Origin of the sequence: Sphingobacterium sp. SGL-16 (genome assembly GCF_011043515.1) — a bacterium.
Lineage (GTDB): Bacteria > Bacteroidota > Bacteroidia > Sphingobacteriales > Sphingobacteriaceae > Sphingobacterium > Sphingobacterium litopenaei.
In genome coordinates, this window is record NZ_JAAKGQ010000006.1 from 36,609 (window position 1) to 55,408 (window position 18,800).

The window sequence follows — 18,800 nt, forward strand, 5'->3', positions numbered from 1 at the left end:
TTTAATAAAAGGAAAGGGCAAGTTAACCACAACTTGCCCTTTCTGTATTAATATAAATTATTGAATAACAGCTTAAATGTGCCATGTGTTTGGCCTCTAAAGGTAATATCTGAAGTAAATACGGTCAGCTTACCTTTTTCTATGCTTTTCTCGAATCCTATAACGCCATCTTTAAGGTATTTTTCTCCCCATGACCAACCACTTTTCAAGACTTTTTCGGAAGAAAACCACATTAGAGGCTTGAGGGTAGAATCCTGAATTTTGTAAACATTATTATTAGAGAAATAAAAATCAATTTCTGATGGATAGCCTTTTCCTGATTTGGAGTTGTTGTCCAATGAAGCCTTTAAGACCGAACCAGGTGTATAGTACACTTCGCGTTTTAAAGGTTTATTATCTGTGTCTACCAAGTGATTCACCACGTTTAATTTTAGATCTTCTGCTATTTTTGAGCTGTTACCAATTGCAATCAAATGCCCACCATTTTTAATGAATTTTTCCAGTTGTGGAAGTGTAGTATTCATTGTCATATTTCCCCATTGTGATATGTAATTAGCTGGGAGATTCGCTGGAAGAGAACTTGAGAACGTTCTAATCAAAGCATTACTTGGTAGAATAATGACGTCATATTTTTTATTTAAATCACCTTTGTCGAGTTCTGGTGCAAAAACTAATGTAAAATCATAGCCATATTGCTCAAGAATAAAACGAGTCCAGCCCGAAGGCATACTACCGCCGTAGGTGTCCCAAAGTCCTATGCGAAGGGATTTAATGAGTTTACTATCATTTGGTAAATTATTAACACCAGTTGTGGACAAACCTGATTTGGCTAACAATTCTTTTACTTGAATATTATTGGGAAAAATAAAACCTCCAGCTTCATTGCGGTAAACTTTGACTTTTTGCTTTAGTAATGCGTTGACTACGCGAAAGCTTTCGTTGTCTTTATTCGCTAACACTACATATTTTTCTGTACCTAGTGCTGCTGTATTAATTTTTAAAGGCTCACCATAAGGTAGCATAGTGAAATTTCCTTTTACGTCATCAAAAGCACGGTCAAAATTGATATGCATCATATAAGCCAAAGTCCAGCCAGCTGCATCGTATGGTGGGATAGGAGGGCCACCTGCATATTCGAAATCATTAGGATGATCTTGTGCTTCAAACATATCCAGAATATGCGGACGAAAAGCCTGATTCGTTCGTATCAGATAGCTTTGAGCTGGATATTTTTTACCATCAAAAGCGAAACTTTCTTTTGCTTGTTCGATACGAATTCCATTCGCTGATAAGGCATTTAGGAATTTGATTGTTGTAGCTGGATTATCTTGCTGTGCAGAAATAATATATGCTCTTGGGTCACGATATTTTGAATCCTTCAACAATGAATCTAGGGCCTGTATTGGATTACTACGTTGATTTTTTAACTTTTCGTCTTGTACTTTTAAATTTTCAATAGCTTTTTCCACAACAGCGACTTTGCTTGGGGATAAAGACCAACTGTCTTGACTACCTTTTTCAATGGAATTTCTTCCCATTCGATATATGTTAAACAAAAGCTCTTCTCTAAACTTGGCTGCATAATTCAATACCGCGTAATTTAGCGATGTCGAATAATCGATAGATTGTTTGAAATGCCAAATCTGTGGAAGAACGGGATAGTGCGTATTACTATTGGGAATCAAACGTGATGGCACCAAAGGGATTTCAAATGGATTGGGTCCACCAATAATTTCAGTCAATAAGCCAATTGTGTTGTGAAAATAGGTGGTTGTACGCAATCCGCCATTATACCATGTGGAGAAGACCGAGCCACCGCGCTGAGTGTAACCTGGCTTATTTTCTGCATACAATCGTGATGACATTGCAGCACCCAATGATTCGATTCCTGTAATGACCAAAGGATCGAATACATAATTAAATGGATCACGATAAGGTGCACCCGCAACTACAGCTCCTGCTGGTGCTGTTTGATGGTGGTTGTACATGATCTGTGGATTCCATTCAATAAACAATTGTCGGGCTATATTTTGAGATTCTTTTAGATTCAACATAAAGAAATCTCGGTTATTGTCATGACCTGCGTATTTTTGATAAAGAGAAGGTAAATTACTCAGTGAACGTTTCTCTGGCTGTGATTCTCTCATATACCAATTGCTGACCAACTCTTGTCCATCTGGATTAGCATGTGTTAATAGAATAATACAATTTTCAAGAATATTTTTAGTCTCATCATCATTTTTACTTGCCAAAAGGTAAGCTATCTCAATTAATTGGTGCATGCCTACGGTTTCGCTGGCGTGCAATCCACCGTCAATCCATACTACAGATTTGCCTTGCTTGGCTAATTCTTTTGCTTTTTGCTCTGAAAGTTCGGCACGTGCAAGACTTTGCGAAATGGATTTATATTCGGATAATTTTGCCAGATTTTGAGGTGAAGAAACAATTAGCATGGGCTGATCTCTGCCTTCTTCCGTCTTACCAATGACTTGATAAATGACCCTGTCCGATTGTTGAGCTAGCTTTTTGAAATAGGCTTCTGTCTGTGTAAAATTTGCTAAATGGTAATCCTCGCCAATTGCGAAACTAAAATGTTCTTTTGGAGTGGTTATCTGTGCGGATAAAATATGAAAATGCACAAATAGAAGTGCTAGAAAGTATATTTTCTTCATTGATTTAGAAAATTGGTAGTGTCTAAATAAAGATAATGAAGAAAGATGGGAATGAAGAACTGAATTGATTTAGAATTAGAAATGTTACATGTTCGTAATAGTTCGGAAAGTCAAATTGACGCGAGGTGTATGGATTGTTTTCGTTGGAGGAAGTCTGTGCAACCAGTGGGTCTGCGTTTCATCTTTCATAATAAGCAATGATCCATTCTCTAAATTAATATCAATCTTTTCTTTGGAAGTTTTATGTTTGAAAGAGAATTTTCGTTCTGCGCCAAGACTAACGGAGGCTATCGCGCCATTTTTCTTCAAATCTTTTTCGCCATCGCTATGCCAAGCCATTCCTTCATCTCCATCATGGTATAGATTCAGTAAGCATGAGTTGAAGGTTTCGCCACTTGATTTTTCCACTATAGTTTTTAGTTCCAATAAAGTGTTGTTCCACGGGGAAGCGACTTTTTCGATGCCCGAATATTTGTAAGAATACGCATGATCACCATACCAAGCTACTTTTCTTTTGGTAGTAACTAGTTTGCCAAAAATAATGGCTTGATCGTGCTGCCAATTTATTTCTTTTAGCAATTGTTCGTAGAAATAGGAGGGATTATCCAGAATTGGACCATAATAAATCACAGAGCCATCATAAGGTAGCAAGTTTTTTGTTGGGTCGGCTGTATTAAATAATTTCATCTGTAATAGAGTTTATAGTTGCATGTTCCCACCCAATGATCGCTGTTTTGCGAATTGGTCCCCACATATAACCGCCGAAGAGTCCAGAAGTTTGAATCACCCGATGACAAGGTATCAGATAAGCTATTGGATTGCTTCCTATCGCAGTTCCCACTGCTCGGGATGATTTAGGATTGCCAATCTCGTGTGCTATTTGACCATACGTTTTCAACTTTCCCTGGGGGATTTTCAATAAGGCTTCCCATACTTTGAGCTGAAAGGATGTGCCCTTCAGGTGTAAATGGATTGGCGAGTTTATTTTTGAAGTATTATTAATAAAATCTTCTATTTCCTGATGAAGGGCTTGCTCTGAGTATATAATTTGTGCATTCGGAAATAAAGACTGAATAGTTTTTAAGGCATTTTCATCCCTGTCAATAAAAGAAACATGACAAATTCCCTTGCTCGTGGAAGCTACACAAACTTCTCCAAATAAAGAGCTTTGAATACTATAGTTGATTTCTAGTGATGCACCTCCATTCTTATATTCAGCAGGTGTCATCGCTTCTATATGGACAAAAAGCTCGTGTAAGCGACTTGTACTGCTCAATCCCGTTTCGAAAGTTGCTATTTCTGTAGATTTGGAATCCTGAAGAATTTGTTTTGCGTATTGTAGACTAATGTATTGCAAAAACTTTTTTGGCGTGGTGCCTGCCCATTCTTGGAATAAACGTTGAAAATGAAAAGGACTGAGATGTACGTGTGCTGCAATTTCTTCCAAACTAGGTTGTCTTTTGAAATTAGCTTGAATGTAAGCTAATGCTTTTGCTATCCGATTGTAATTCAAATTATTTTCTGACATCTCCATACACAAATGTCCTACTTCTTTTTTGTCTATACAATCCGAATATTGCTGAAATAATATTTTACTTATTGTCATTCCGACGAAAGAAGCAATCTCGGAATGACAGTTTTATTATTTCCTTGGTTCCATTCTTACCAAAAATTGATCATTCTCATCTTCAAAAAGAATTTGAACAACCCAACCTTCTTCGTGTGCTACCTTGATTAATGTTTCTTGGTCCAAATAAAGCCATTTGAAAGGTTCGCCTTTTATGCTTTTGAATTCATATTGATAACCTATTTCTCCAAAATAGTAGTCTGGTCTTTTGATGCGGTATTCATCGTATAAATATGAAATGTCAGAACTATCAAACAATAATTGCCCTTTTTCACTTAATAATGATTTACTGTGCGCTAATAACTTTCTGAATCCTTCCACCGTGCCCGCTAGCCCAATCCCATTCATTAAAAATAAAAGTGAATCAAATTGTTGATTGCTTAATGAGAAGAAATCCTCCTGTAGAATTTTCTGAACCCCACGTTGATGCATAATATTACAAGCAGATTGCGAAATTTCTAAGGCTGTTACATCAAAATTTCTCTCTTGAAGGTATAAAGCATGTGCACCAACTCCCGCACCAACATCCAATACTTTACCATCGCAAAGCGATAAAGCAATGAATTCCAATTCTGGAAAATCTTCTGCATCACGGAAGAATACCTCCACAGGCATTTCCTCAATATCACCGTATGTACTATGTAACAATAGAGGAGCAGTTAATTCTTCTTTCTCAAAATATTCGGCTAACGCCTCTCCGTAAACATCTCTATGCATGCTCATCAATCTGTAAATATCTTATGGCCATTTCAATCTCTTCTGGATCTCCGGTATTTTTCATCGCCTCATCCGAAAGCTTAATTACCGGTGTCCATTCCCCTTCTTCGGATAGGGTTTCTGTCATTTTCAATACAATATTCATGCGTTCTAAACCCACATCATTCGTGAAATCAGTTCCTATCCCGAAAGAAATTCCAATCTTACCTTTGCAAAAGTTTACTATTCGTTCAACTTTATTGTAGTCCAATCCATCCGAAAATATAATGGTTTTGGAATTTGGATCTATTCCTTTACTGATATAATGGTTGATTGTTTTCTGGGCGAATTCAATAGCATCACCGGAATCATGACGTACACCATCAAATAGTTTGGTCAGTTTTTTATCAAATTGCTTGAAGAAAGCTTCTGTAGTATAGGTGTCAGATAAAGCTATACCCAAATCGCCACGATATACATTCGCCCAATTTTCTAAACCTAATAAATTAGCCATTTTGTACCCAAACTTCGCGGCATGAAACATAAACCATTCGTGCGCATGTGTACCGATGGGTTTGGTTTGATATTTCATAGCCAAATAAACATTGCTTGTACCAATGAAAGTTTTGGAATTATGGTTTTTCAACGTTTTAATGACCAAATCATGTACCGCAAAAGAATGACGACGTCTTGTTCCAAAATCGGCAATGGTAATATCCAACTTGTCGTATTTTTGCATTTTGTCTTCTACGATAGCGGCCACTTGCGCATCAGATACACGTTGAAGTCCGGTCATCTCGTAATACAACTCACAGATTAAAGACATAATGGGAACTTCCCACAAAATAGTGCGGTACCAATAACCTTCGATTTTTACAGATAGTTCTGAACCATTTTGAGTAATTGTAACCTCATCTGGGTCATAACGATATCCTTGCAAAAAATCAAAATATGTAGGATCAATGTAAGGGCAAGTTTCTGCAAAGAATTTCTTTTCCTCTTTCGTCAACTTAAGCTTTCCTAATTCTTGAATAGCCTCTCTTAGCTTTGCCGCAAAACCATCTGGAAATTGATGTTTTCCTCTATTGATAAATTGATACTTAGCTTTCGCCCTAGGAAACAGTTTTATCACGGCGTATTGCATCGTGAATTTATAGAAATCATTATCTAATATGGATTCGAGTTTTGCCATAAAGAATGTTGTTTTTTAACGAAAAACCCACTTAGATGTTTTGTGGGCGACTAAAATTTAATCGAAAGTACACAAAAAAAGCGAGCCAAGATACCTTAACTCGCCAAAATGATGAATTATGATTTATTTATTCTTATTATCTTCTACTTCTTTCCGAACCGCTGTTGCCGCCTCCTCGTTGAGCGTTTCCTGTTGATCTATTGCTTGATGCAGGAGCAGAACGTTCAACCCGAGGTGAAGAAGATGAACGTGTCACATTCGAATTCGACGATTGTGCCCCACGTGAGTTTGATGTTTGGAATACTGGGTTAGTATTTCGAACACTACGCTCTTGTGTTCTTTGTTCCCTTTGTGGTTGTGCTCTTTCTTGACGTTGTGGTTGAGCTTGCTCCACTCTTTGTGGTTGTGCTCTTTCTACTCTTTGAGGTACGCTTCTTTCTACACGTTGCGGTTGAGCATTGTTACCTCTAGAATTTTCAATACTTCGATTTCTTGCGTTTTCATTGCTTCTATCTACTGTACTACGTTCAATGGTTCTATTATTTCTTTCCGTATTACGATTAACACTTTCTGTATTTCTAGAAGTAGAATTACGTTCAGATCTTACCGTAGAATTATTTCTGTTTGTGACTGCTCTTTCTTCAGTTTTAGTTTCTCTATTACGAATAGTTGTTTTTCCATTATCACCTATATGTATTTCACGTTGTGCATTTCTTGCAGCACTTCTATTGTTGTCCACACGGTTATCGTTTCTCGTTGCTTCTCTATTTGTATTAGTAGGTCTTCTATCTGAAGTTACAGAACGACTCGTTGTTCTATTATTGTCTCGATCTGGTCTATAAATAGATACATTTCTGCTATCTACTTGTGATCTTCCTGGACGATCAGATTGTCTAATACTTCTTACTTCGACTCTTCTACCTATCGCACGCTCAATATCTCTACGCGCTGGGCCACCGTAATAATGGTGATTGTTTACAACATACGTATTATGGATAATGGTGGTTCTATTGTAAATGTTGGATCTACCATAATATGCATGTCTATGGAAAGTTGGCGAGTAAATGTATCTCACTGGTGCGAAACACCAAGCTGATACTGGAATATTAATGCCAATACTAATACCTACACGTGGCATCATCGGCGCCCAACCATAATACCCATTTCCAGAACGCCATTCCACCCAAGCTGGTCCCCATTCATAACCTGGTATCCATCCCCAGCCGCGGTATGAGTTATACACCCAGCGACCATAGTGGAAAGGTGCCCATCCCCAATCATAGTTGGAAACCCAAGTGTTTCCGTATTCTGTCATTGTCCAATACCCATTTGAGCTATATGGTCTAAAATTTCTTCCTTCATTGGGATACCAAATATCACCATAATTAGGATCCATATCCCAATTTCCATAAGGCGATAATTCGTCGTAAAATAAATCCAATGAAACTTGTCCGTAAACTTGGGCTTTCGCTGTATTTATGGTCAAAATGCTGGAAAAAGCGATCATTATCGCTGACATATAAAGGGTGAATTTCCAGTTTTTCATGTTATATGAATTAAAATGTAAATAATCGTTGTTTCTCTGTGTTTGTTGGTATGACAACGAAAAACTTACGAGGGTTTAATTGAGATAGTCTTAAAATTTTACCTTTCTGTGAGAACAGGTATTTATGCTTAGAATTATGTTCGCTACAAAGCCATTATGGCTATTTTATGATGGCGAAAAAAATATTTAGAGTGCAGATTAAAACAATTTATTGATTTGTAGTATTTGTAATTTTAGTAATGAGTAAGAGTGGTCACCTAAAAATTTGTACATTTGCGCTGTGCTTCGCACACCGTACTTTTTAATTTATACATACGTTTAAGAAATATAAATGGGAAGGAAAATCAATAATTTACTCCTCGAATTTGCAAGATTGCATCGTTTTTTGATGCGATTTTTTCGCGAAGTTGTGAGTCCACCATTTGAGTTTAAAGAGATAATAAGACAGTGTTATGAAGTAGGATGGAAGTCTTTTCCATTGATTTCGTTGACTGGATTTATTGTAGGTTTTGTATTCACCAAACAATCTAGACCATCTTTGGAAGAATTTGGCGCCACTTCGTGGTTGCCAGCGTTAATATCCATTGCTATCGTTCGTGCTTTAGCACCATTGGTAACAGCTTTGATTGCTTCAGGTAAAGTAGGTTCTCAAATTGGTGCCGAATTAAGTTCGATGAATGTAACTGAACAAATCGATGCGATGGAAGTGTCGGGAACAAACCCTTTCAAGTTTTTGATTGCAAGTAGAATCTTAGCAACTACCATTATGATTCCTGTTCTTTGTTTTTATGTGGCGGGTATTGGGCTTTTCGGTGGTTATCTAAGTATTACGGCTAAAGATGATTTAAGTTTATTAAGTTTCTTTACACAGGTATTCGAATCCATTCAAATGATTGATTTGTTTGCAATGGTATTACGCGCTGTTGTATTTGGATTCACCATCGGTTTTGCAAGTTGTTATGTAGGTTATTATTCTTCAAAAGGAACAGAAGGTGTGGGGAAAGCTGCCAATTCTGCGGTGGTTGCATCTATGTTTATAGTGTTTATTGAAGAGTTGTTAATTGTACAACTTTTAGGTTTTATCACACCTTTAATCTCCTAATATATGGAAAAGAGCAAAGTAAAGGTAAACTACGATAACGCAGTCATTCATGTGGACGATGTGAGCAAATCATTTGGCGATAGACAAATATTACGCAATGTGGATTTGAAATTATTCGAAGGCGAAAACTTGGTTGTTTTAGGCCGTTCGGGTACTGGTAAATCTGTTTTGATAAAATTGATTTCGGGTTTATTAAAACCAGATTCAGGTATCATCAATGTGCTTGGTGAAACGGTGAATGATTTGAAGGAGCGTGATTTGATGAAGTTGCGTCTTAAAATAGGATTTTCATTTCAAAACAGTGCTTTGTATGATAGTATGACCGTGCGTGAGAATTTGGAATTTCCTTTGGTACGTAACAAACGTAATCTGACACGCGCTGAAATCAATCGCGAGGTAGAAGATGTGTTGGAAGGTGTAGGATTATCTCAAGCAATTAACCAAATGCCCTCGGAGTTGTCAGGCGGTCAGAAAAAAAGAATTGGTATCGCGCGTACATTGATTTTAAGACCAGACATTATGTTATATGATGAGCCCACAGCAGGTCTTGACCCGATTACATGTTTGGACATCAATACCTTGATTAATGAAGTGCAAGAGCGTTATCAAACCTCTTCGATTATTATTACGCACGATTTAGCGTGTGCAAAGATGGTAGGAGATCGTATGGTGATGTTGTTGGATGGAAGATTTGAACGACAAGGTAATTTTGCCGAAATTTTTGATACGGATGATGAGCGTGTCAAACCGTTTTATGATTATAATTTTATAGTATAATATTCAATTAATAATGAGTGCTTCAGAAAATAAAAGATCATTAATAGTAGGACTTTTCGTCTTTATAGGCTTAGTAATATTAGTTGCAGGGATTTTGTACATGGGTACGCAACAAAATAAATTTAGCAAAAACATTAAAGTTACTTCGTATTTCAAAGATGTTAAAGGCCTTAAAGTAGGAAACAATGTTTGGTTCTCCGGAGTGAAAGTGGGGATTGTAAAGGAAATTGCTTTCGAAAGTGTGGAGAACGTGCGTGTAACCATGAATATAGAAGAGAAAAATAGTCAATTTATTCGTAAAGACGTAGTGGCTACATTAGGCTCCGATGGTTTGATTGGTAACTCTATTATCAGCTTAGTTGGTGGTAATGCTTCAGTTCCACAAATACAGGATGGCGATGTGCTTAAAAGTGGTGCAAGTGGTGGTATGGAGCAAATGATGGGATTATTACAAGAAAATGGTGCTAACCTATCAATAATCACTTCCAATTTTGCGAAACTTTCTCAACAAATGGTAGATGGTAAAGGTACTGTAGGAGCATTAATGACGGATGATGAAATAGCTAATAATTTGAAAACTTCCGTTGCATCCATGAATAAAGTAATGTCGGATGCCAATCTTGCTGTAAATAATTTGGTGTCTTTAACTCAAAAATTGAACAGCAACCAAGGTCTTATTCATGATTTGACTACTGATACAAAGGTTTTTGCGTCATTACGCGATGCGGCAGCTCAACTTCAAGGCGTTACACAAACAGCTAATGCTTTAGTAGAAAATTTAAATCAAACCTCAGCTCGTCTCAACGATAAAGATAACGCTATTGGTGTATTGACAAATGATCCTGCTGCGGCGAATGAAATCAAGCAAATTCTGAGAAACTTAAATACAAGTACAGAGAAATTAGATCAAAATATGGAAGCTTTACAAAGTAACTTTTTGTTAAGAGGTTTCTTCAAGAAAAAAGAAAAAGAAGCGCAAAAAGAAGCTGCGGAAGTTCAATAATTTGTATTTCACTAAAATAAATCATGTCTGTAATCACAGAAAAGGATGTCTTATATGAAGACAACCATTTAATTGCTATAAATAAACGTGGAGGCGATATTGTACAGGTCGATGATTCTGGCGATAAGTCTTTAGAAGATATGGTCAAAGATTTTTTGGCTAAAAAATACGATAAGCCGAATGGTGCTTTTGCGGGGGTAATCCATCGTTTGGATAGACCCGTTAGTGGTATGATTTTATTCGCAAAAACGAGTAAAGGTCTTGATCGCATGAACAAAGCCTTTCACGATAGAAAAGTTAAGAAAACTTACCTCGCGGTAGTGAAGGAAAGACCTCCTCACAAATCGGGAAAATTGACTAACTGGTTGTTGCGCGATCGCAAAAAAATGATAACCAAAGCTTATGATCGTGAGGTCAAGAATGGGAGTTATGCGGAATTAGATTACGAGGTGGTAGGACAATTGAATGGTTATTATTTACTTCAAATCAATCCATTGACTGGTCGTACGCATCAAATCCGTTGTCAGCTGGCTTATATGGGGTGCCCTATCGTGGGAGATAATAAATATGGTTATCCACGTGGATCATTGCGTCGCACCATATGTTTGCATTCCAGATCATTGGCGTTTAAGCATCCCGTGAAAGAAGAGGATATGTTGATCGAAGCTCCCGTTCCTGTTGATGGTTTTTGGGATAAGTTTAATGTGTTGCTGAAATAACAATCTTACTTAGTTTTGATATTTATATAGTTACCTTTGAAATATGAAAATATTGCGTATACTCCTTGTCTGTTTTAGTTTGAGTCTAGGTTTGAGTACACTTTCTTCAAATCAAGTCCAAGCACAGTGTGCTATGTGTTCTTTGAATGCCGAAAACAGTACGCAACACGGAAATACGCAGGGCAAAGGTCTTAATAATGGTATCTTATTCCTGTTAGCTATGCCCTTTCTCGTAGGCGGAACGGTAGCAATAGTCTGGTACAAGAAGTTTAGACATAAAGAAACAAAGTCTCCTATTCTGTAGGAGACTTTGTTTTTATAGAGGATTTTAACTTTATATGTATTTCATCGTGCTATCAAAAATGAAAGCTTTTTCCTGATGATGTTGAGCGATATAGGTTTGTAGCACGCTTACCTTCTCTTTTTGGAAAGTAGGAATATCAGATGCATGTTCAAAAACCAGCTGTACACTATAGGTATGTCCTTCATGTGGAGAATCCAACATTTTTAACAATTTTGCGGATGTTGGTAATGTTTTGAACCAATTATTTTTTAACCAATCCATTAAGCTTTCATGGTGATCATTTTCGATAATTATAGATATGTTATATAGATACATGGAGCAAAGTTAGGAAAACCATCAAAAACTGCTGTAAAATTAAGGTTGCAATTATTAAAATATGTTAGAAAATTACTTTATTTGAGTAGAAGTAAAGGGCTTATGAACATCAAGATGGTTTTTAGGGTAATGTTGTTAGCAATCTGTGGATTGATAATAGCTTGTGGCAGGGATGTTCGTCAAGAAGTCATTCCGATAGAAGATTTTTTTGATAAGCCAGATCATACCAGTTTCAAAATTTCTCCGGACGGCAAATGGGTAGCTTATCTCGGACTGGAAGATCATTGCAAAAACATCTTTATTTTAAATTTGGATCATCCTGATTCCTCCAAACAATTGACTTATCAAAACAGCATGAATGTCCAATATTATTTTTGGGCAACAAAGGATACAATTGTCTTTTCCAATGCTGAATCTTATCAAGATAGTTTGCGACTATTTACTGTTGATATTCATACTGAAAAAATCAATAAACTTCTAAAGCCTGCAAAACATACAGTAAAATGGTTAGCTCCTACACGTGCTTTTAATGGTTATCTGTTGGCTCAAATGAATAGAAGAGATTCCACAGCCATTGACTTGTATCGTATTCCATTGAATGGTGATGAGCCTATTTTGGTGGATAAAAACATCCATAATTTTAATGAATGGTTTGTTTCTTCGGACGGCAAAGTGCGACTGGCTATTTCAAGCGATAGTGTAGAGGATAAATTATGGTATAGAGAAGAAGAAGGTATGCCTTATCAAAATGTTTTGGAGACAGACTTTTCTTCTATGGTGTATCCACTAGGACCGGTTAAAGATTCAAAAAACACAATTTATGCTTTGTCAAATAGAGGCAGAGACAAAGTTGCAGTAGTGAATTTGGATTTGAAAAATGGGCAAGAAAAAATTCTGGTAAGTAATAAGGAAGTAGATCTGAATGGGGAAGGATATTCTTTCACCCGACAGGAAATACTGTTTTCTACCACCTACCGAAAGAAAAAAGAAACCACGGTACATAATGAAGCCTTAAAAAATATTTATAAGTCCATCGCATCTAAATTTGAGGGATATAGTGTAGATATGATAGATTTAGATAGTTCATTTAATACTGTTTTATTCAGAACTTATACAGATAGAAATCCGGGAGGAATATATTATTATCATAAAGGTGAAATCAAAGAATTGACTCCTTTAAATCCTTCTTTGAGAGACAAAACGCTTTCGCATATGGAGGAAGTATCCTTCAATTCACGTGATGGAAAAAGTATAAAAGGCTATATTACCTATCCGCTAGAGAAAAAAGACAGGTATCCAGTTGTTGTGTTGGTTCACGATGGCCCTAATCGTCGAGATGTTTGGGGGTTTAATCCAGAAGTTCAATTCTTGGCAAATCGAGGTTATGCTGTCTTTCAGGTAAATTATCGCGGCTCTACTGGTTTGGGTAAAGAATTTTACGTTTCTGGATTTAAGCAATGGGGTGGCGAGATTCAAAATGACATCAATGATGGTGTCGCGTGGTTGATTCATACAGGAATTGCTGACAAAGACAGAATCGCTATTATGGGGACGGGGTTTGGTGGATATTCTGCTTTATACGCAGCTTGTTTCAATCCTACTTTGTATAAGTGTGCGATCTCGGCATCGGGATATATTAATCTATTTACTTATTTTAAAGAGTTTCCTCCATATTACAACTCGTATAAACAACTTTATTATAAAATTATCGGGGATCCGCAGAAAGAATATGAACTATTCAAGGCAATATCACCATTATTTCATGTGGATAAAATTCGAATGCCTATTCTGATGTTCCAAGGAGGAAGGGATCGTTATAATAGTATGACAGATGTAAATTTGTTTGTGCAAAAAGTAAAGAGCAACGATGTGAACCTTCAGTTTGTTTGGAAAGAAGATGAGGGACGACGATTCAAAAAAGAAGAGCATATTGTGGAGTTTTATCAAACTATTGAAAACTTCCTGAAAGAACAAATGAGATAATGGCTAGAATAGATTCGAGATATAGAAAAAACTTCGGCTTACTTATAGTCTTTTTGCTTTTCGTAACGTTGTTGTTTGTTATTTCAGTATTCTTTGCTCGTACGATTACCACCAATTTTGTACAAACAGATTTCAATAATCGCAAGGCGGAAGTTTTTGATGAGACGATAAGTGACTTTAATGAATTTTTTCAAGAAAAAATTCCAGAGGTGGCGTATTATCAAGGTTTTATGGATTCTGTGCAAGCAAAAGATTTTTCTAATGCTATTCTTCGTAAGTATCCTTTCGTTCAGAAAATTGATTTTTCGGATATTTTATTTACGAATATTGATTCTATCGAACGCCAGATGCGTATTGGAAACTTTGGTGCTTCGGCAAAATCAAGTTTTGAATACAAACTAACTAAAGATTTCAAACTTCAAAGTTCACGTCAATCTAGTGAAGGGGATTTATCTTCGAACGAAGAGTTGTACAGTGTATTCTTAAAGCTGTGCACCTTTTTGGGGCGTGAAAATATCGATACGAGTCGAATCTCGAATACTGAAGTATATAAACTTTTTTATAATATTCAACCGGGGAAAATTTCGTATATGAATATTCCGCGGATGTCAGATATATTGTCATTTCGAAAAATGATGGTAGATGCAAATTATCAGAAATCGAGTTATGAACAAGACTTCTATGTTTTCTACATTACTCCTACTAAAATTCAGATTAAAAATAAATATCCAAATCTCTACGAAAAGATCAGTATTTTGCCCGTCGTAGATCAATATTCGATAAATGAACAGGCTTATCTACGCACTGAAATAGCATTGCCAGGAGCTTTGTCGGATTATAAATTGCAGCTTGAAACTTCGCAAAGTCACATCACCAAAGAAATAAACAAGTGGTTTTTCCCTGTGGTGGGAATTTTGGTTTTGATATATTTGATTTTATTATTGATTGGTTATTTGATTTATCGTAATGTGTTGATAAATAATCGTATGTTTCAATTGCAATATGATTTTATAAATAACTTGACACACGAATTCAAAACACCGGTAAGCGTAATAAAAATTGCCGGAAATAATATCAAAAGTGCAGAGCAGATTAGTGATGCCGAAAGAGCGATGTACGGCCGTATATTAGATCAAGAAGCGGACAAGCTAAATAGCTTAATGAATAAATTGCTTTCTTTTGCACAAATTGAAAATAAATCTATAAAATTCAACGGAGAGTTTATAGATTTAAAAGAGTTTTGTCAGCATATATTCGAGTCTACTCGTATTAAATATCCAGATTTGGAGCTTGTAGATCATGTAGACGTAAAAGACGAAATATATGCCGATCCAGTGTTGCTGAACAGTGTTTTTCAAAATCTAATTGATAATGCATATAAATATTCGAGCCCATCAAAGAGGTTTTTGGAAATAAAAGTCGAACAAACTAAGAAAAATTTTGTTATTTTATTCAAAGATCGCGGCATAGGTATAGATAAGAAAGAATTTAATAGTATTTTTAAGAAATTCTATCGCGTCAAAAACCAATTTAACCAACAAGGTAGTATAGGTTTAGGTTTAGCATTTTGTAAGGAAATCACCGAATTTATGGGTGGTGAAATTAAGGTAGAAAGCGAAATAAATATAGGTACATCATTTACATTGATCTTTCCTATAGAAGTAAAAAATGTATAAATTATATATGGATAGAGATATAACAATTGCTGTCATAGAGGATGATGAAAATTTACGTTTTTTGATTAGTCATCGTTTACAGACAGAGCGATATAAAGTAGTTCAGTCAGGTAATGGTGTGGAAGCCGAAGAGTTGATACTGTCTGTACAGCCAGATATTGTTCTTTTGGACTGGATGTTGCCCGGAAAGGAAGGAATTGATGTGTGTCAATCCGTTCGCAAGCAAGGCTTTGAAAACATTATTATCATGATGACAGCAAAGTCCCAAGATGTGGACAAAATAGATGCTTATAGTCATGGTATTACTGATTACATCACTAAGCCATTCAATATGGATGTGCTGGTAGCTATGATTGATAATAAGGTGCGTTTCTTTGTGCCAAAGAGTGCGAACAAAGACGTTTATTTCTTTGGAAATACTGAGCATCACCCACAAATCCATTCTTTAATCCGCGATGGGAAAAAAATTGAGTTGACAATCTTAGAAAATCGTATTTTGTTGCATTTCTTGCAAAATATGGGCAAAGAAATTACACGTGAGGAATTAATGGAGGTCGTATGGGGATACAGCTCAAACGTCAATACCCGTACATTAGATATGCACGTAGTTCGTTTGCGTAAAAAGATCGAAAGTAACCCAGATAAGCCATCTTATTTACAAACTGTACGCGGTCTAGGGTACAAATTTGTGGATGAGGAATAGATATTGAATTATTTGGAAGTTTAATTTATTTAATATATCTTCGTGTAGAACGATGAACAAGACCATTCTCTCAATGAGCGAATGGTCTTGTTTATTTTTTTGTTAAAATTTTAGTGTTAAAAAATTAAGTTAAAATATATAATTATGGCAGAAGTAACTTATTACACAGCAGAAGGGTTAGCTAAGCTTAAGGAAGAATTGCAGTACTTGAAAACTGAAGGAAGAGCTAAGATTGCTAACGCTATTGCGGAGGCAAGAGACAAGGGTGATTTGTCCGAAAATGCAGAATATGATGCTGCAAAAGAAGCTCAAGGGTTGCATGAAGCTAAAATAGCTAAACTAGAAGAAGTTTTGTCAAGTGCACGCTTGATCGATGAATCAAAATTAGATTTATCAAAAGTATTAGCCTTATCAATTGTTCGTATCAAAAACAAAAAGAATGGCGCTGAAATGACCTACCAATTGGTATCGGAGACAGAGGCAGATTTGAAGTCTGGTAAAATCTCTGTTAAGTCGCCAATTGCTCAAGGTTTATTGGGGAAATCTGTGGGCGAAACAGCAACGGTACAAGTACCAGCAGGTGAGATTGAATTTGAAATTTTAGAAATTTCAAGATAATTTATTTTAAGGGTTATGAGCGGTATTGCCATAACCGCTTATAATACTATCTATATAAACAAAGGAAAGGATTCTATCACATAGAATCCTTTCCTTTGTTTATATATGTGGATTTAGTGTAATAAGAATAGCAATTCGACTATAATATATATGATATAGTCATCTATATTTTATTATATTTGCGAATACACAGATTTGATATAATTTATGTCTACAATATTTTCAAAAATTGTTGCTGGTGAGATTCCTGCTTATAAAGTAGCTGAGAGTAATGATTTTTTAGCATTTTTAGATGTATCACCTTTGACACCAGGACACGTCTTGGTGATCCCAAAGAAGGAAACGGATTATATATTCGATATTAATAATGACGAATATATGGGGTTATGGGTATTTGCTAAGATTGTATCCCAAGGTATCAAAAAAGTATTTCCATGTAAAAAAATAGGTGTAGCGGTAGTCGGATTAGAAGTTGCCCATGCACATATCCATTTGATTCCATTAAATAAAGTTAGTGATATGAGCTTTGATAAACCAAAATTATCATTGCCTGCTGATGAAATGCAAAAAATTGCTGATGATATTCGTCAAGCAATTTCAGAAGTGACAAATGCTGAATAAAAAAATACAGCTAGAGTCTTTTAACTAACAACTATGCAAGATTTTTTGATTTCTTTCCAGCAAATGATGGATCCGGAGTACTTACTTAGTCATGGCGGATTCTACATTGTTTGCTTGATTGTTTTTGCTGAGACAGGTCTTTTCTTTGGTTTTTTCTTGCCGGGAGATTATTTATTGTTTTTAGCAGGTCTTTTTTGTGCTTTAAACAAAATTGACGTCAATATTACGACCATGTTTTTAGGTATTTTGGCTGCTGGTATAGCAGGTAATTTTGCTGGATATTGGTTTGGTTACCGAGCTGGTCCTATGCTGTTCAAGCGGCAAGATTCATTGATTTTCAAGAAAAAATATATTGTAATGGCTGAAGAGTTCTATCAAAAATATGGTGGAACAGCTTTAGTTATTGGAAGGTTTGTTCCAATAATTCGTACATTTGCACCAATCTTTGCAGGGGTGGTCAAGCTTGACTTTAAAAAGTTTGTACTATACAATGTCTTAGGTGCACTAATTTGGGTGAGTTTATTAACATTATCCGGTTATTTTTTAGGGGAAATGTTCCCACAAATAATCAATTATGTTGAATATATAATCATTGGTATGATTGTCATTGCATTCTTACCATTGGGTATTGCTCTGCTCAAGAGATGGATTAAAAACAGAAACAAGAAGTAAACAACAAATAAACAGTAAAGAATATTAATGAGTACACAACATCCTTGGCATCAAGTGTCTCCTGGAGATGACGTGCCAAATTCAGTAAATGCTATAATTGAAATTCCTAAAGGTTCAAAAGCTAAATACGAAATCGATAAAGAAAGTGGTTTGATCAAATTAGATCGTGTTTTATTTTCTTCAGTAATGTATCCGGCTAATTATGGTTTTATTCCACAAACATATTGTGACGATAAAGATCCATTAGATATCTTAGTAATCAGTTCTGTAGACGTATATCCAATGAGCTTAATCGAAGCTAAAGTTATTGGTGTAATGCATATGATTGATGGTGGCGAGCAAGATGATAAAATCATTGCGGTAGCTAAAAATGACGTATCGGTAAATTATATCAACGATTTGTCTGAGTTGCCTCCGCATACTATGAAAGAAATCGTGCGTTTCTTCCAAGATTACAAAGCTTTAGAAGGTAAAAGTGTAGAGGTTCAGAATCTTTATGGACGTGCTTATGCTCAAAATATTATCAAAGAGAGTATTGAGCTTTATAATACTGAAATAAGAAATAAATAATCAA

19 protein-coding genes are annotated in these 18,800 nt (G+C 35.9%); 12 read left to right on the top strand and 7 right to left on the bottom strand.

Annotated features, from left to right (window positions below; translation table 11 throughout):
• Positions 1-47: 47 nt before the first annotated feature.
• The 6 genes from G5B32_RS03720 to G5B32_RS03745 form a co-directional block, all read right to left on the bottom strand.
• Positions 48-2,672, bottom strand: a complete 2,625-nt coding sequence (locus G5B32_RS03720) for a M14 metallopeptidase family protein (protein ID WP_165290219.1) — start codon at positions 2,670-2,672, stop codon at positions 48-50.
• Between the two features lie 84 nt (positions 2,673-2,756).
• Entirely contained in the window at positions 2,757-3,359 is a 603-nt protein-coding gene (locus G5B32_RS03725) for an alpha-ketoglutarate-dependent dioxygenase AlkB family protein (protein WP_165290220.1), read from the bottom strand.
• Positions 3,346-4,200 carry a methylated-DNA--[protein]-cysteine S-methyltransferase gene (locus G5B32_RS03730; RefSeq protein WP_165290275.1) on the bottom strand — a complete coding sequence of 285 codons (855 nt, stop codon included), beginning with the start codon at positions 4,198-4,200 and terminating at the stop codon, positions 3,346-3,348. Before G5B32_RS03730 ends, G5B32_RS03725 begins: the two co-directional genes overlap by 14 nt.
• Before the next feature lie 114 nt (positions 4,201-4,314).
• Positions 4,315-5,016: a class I SAM-dependent methyltransferase gene (locus G5B32_RS03735; protein WP_165290221.1), complete on the bottom strand. Its 702-nt coding sequence runs from the start codon at positions 5,014-5,016 to the stop codon at positions 4,315-4,317.
• On the bottom strand, positions 5,009-6,187 hold the full coding sequence (gene pncB / locus G5B32_RS03740; protein WP_165290222.1) for a nicotinate phosphoribosyltransferase: 1,179 nt from the start codon (positions 6,185-6,187) through the stop codon (positions 5,009-5,011). The genes G5B32_RS03735 and pncB overlap by 8 nt, the downstream gene beginning before the upstream one ends.
• A gap of 136 nt (positions 6,188-6,323) precedes the next feature.
• On the bottom strand, positions 6,324-7,733 hold the full coding sequence (locus G5B32_RS03745; RefSeq protein ID WP_240898986.1) for a DUF6600 domain-containing protein: 1,410 nt from the start codon (positions 7,731-7,733) through the stop codon (positions 6,324-6,326).
• 331 nt (positions 7,734-8,064) lie between these two features.
• On the opposite strand from G5B32_RS03745, the gene G5B32_RS03750 reads away from it, so the two are divergent.
• Genes G5B32_RS03750 through G5B32_RS03770 form a run of 5 tightly spaced genes read left to right on the top strand, consistent with a single transcriptional unit; the run spans position 8,065 to position 11,638 of the window.
• Positions 8,065-8,835 (top strand): MlaE family ABC transporter permease, encoded by a 771-nt coding sequence (locus G5B32_RS03750; protein WP_165290223.1) that lies wholly within the window; start codon positions 8,065-8,067, stop codon positions 8,833-8,835.
• 3 nt (positions 8,836-8,838) lie between these two features.
• Positions 8,839-9,612 (top strand): ABC transporter ATP-binding protein, encoded by a 774-nt coding sequence (locus G5B32_RS03755; protein WP_165290224.1) that lies wholly within the window; start codon positions 8,839-8,841, stop codon positions 9,610-9,612.
• 13 nt (positions 9,613-9,625) lie between these two features.
• Entirely contained in the window at positions 9,626-10,615 is a 990-nt protein-coding gene (locus tag G5B32_RS03760) for an MlaD family protein (protein WP_165290225.1), read from the top strand.
• A gap of 23 nt (positions 10,616-10,638) precedes the next feature.
• Positions 10,639-11,334: an RluA family pseudouridine synthase gene (locus G5B32_RS03765; protein ID WP_165290226.1), complete on the top strand. Its 696-nt coding sequence runs from the start codon at positions 10,639-10,641 to the stop codon at positions 11,332-11,334.
• Positions 11,335-11,377: 43 nt separating this feature from the next.
• The gene (locus G5B32_RS03770; protein ID WP_165290227.1) at positions 11,378-11,638 is read left to right on the top strand and encodes a hypothetical protein; all 261 of its coding nucleotides are present in this window, start codon (positions 11,378-11,380) and stop codon (positions 11,636-11,638) included.
• 30 nt (positions 11,639-11,668) lie between these two features.
• On the opposite strand, the gene G5B32_RS03775 is transcribed toward G5B32_RS03770, so the two are convergent.
• Positions 11,669-11,953, bottom strand: a complete 285-nt coding sequence (locus tag G5B32_RS03775) for a DUF4286 family protein (protein ID WP_165290228.1) — start codon at positions 11,951-11,953, stop codon at positions 11,669-11,671.
• A 102-nt stretch (positions 11,954-12,055) separates the two neighbouring features.
• On the opposite strand from G5B32_RS03775, the gene G5B32_RS03780 reads away from it, so the two are divergent.
• The 7 genes from G5B32_RS03780 to G5B32_RS03810 all read left to right on the top strand — a co-directional run bounded on the left by G5B32_RS03780 (position 12,056) and on the right by G5B32_RS03810 (position 18,796).
• A complete protein-coding gene (locus G5B32_RS03780) occupies positions 12,056-13,936 on the top strand; it encodes a prolyl oligopeptidase family serine peptidase (protein ID WP_206366781.1) in 1,881 nt (626 codons plus the stop codon).
• Positions 13,936-15,612 (top strand): sensor histidine kinase, encoded by a 1,677-nt coding sequence (locus G5B32_RS03785; RefSeq protein ID WP_165290230.1) that lies wholly within the window; start codon positions 13,936-13,938, stop codon positions 15,610-15,612. The genes G5B32_RS03780 and G5B32_RS03785 overlap by 1 nt, the downstream gene beginning before the upstream one ends.
• The gene (locus tag G5B32_RS03790) at positions 15,605-16,315 is read left to right on the top strand and encodes a response regulator transcription factor (RefSeq protein ID WP_410528457.1); all 711 of its coding nucleotides are present in this window, start codon (positions 15,605-15,607) and stop codon (positions 16,313-16,315) included. The genes G5B32_RS03785 and G5B32_RS03790 overlap by 8 nt, the downstream gene beginning before the upstream one ends.
• Before the next feature lie 144 nt (positions 16,316-16,459).
• Positions 16,460-16,933, top strand: coding sequence for a transcription elongation factor GreA (gene greA, locus G5B32_RS03795; protein ID WP_165290231.1), 474 nt, complete (start codon positions 16,460-16,462; stop codon positions 16,931-16,933).
• Positions 16,934-17,140: 207 nt separating this feature from the next.
• Positions 17,141-17,554, top strand: coding sequence for an HIT family protein (locus G5B32_RS03800; RefSeq protein WP_165290232.1), 414 nt, complete (start codon positions 17,141-17,143; stop codon positions 17,552-17,554).
• A 33-nt stretch (positions 17,555-17,587) separates the two neighbouring features.
• Positions 17,588-18,226 (top strand): DedA family protein, encoded by a 639-nt coding sequence (locus G5B32_RS03805; protein WP_165290233.1) that lies wholly within the window; start codon positions 17,588-17,590, stop codon positions 18,224-18,226.
• Positions 18,227-18,253: 27 nt separating this feature from the next.
• Positions 18,254-18,796 (top strand): inorganic diphosphatase, encoded by a 543-nt coding sequence (locus G5B32_RS03810; protein ID WP_165290234.1) that lies wholly within the window; start codon positions 18,254-18,256, stop codon positions 18,794-18,796.
• Positions 18,797-18,800 lie beyond the last annotated feature (4 nt).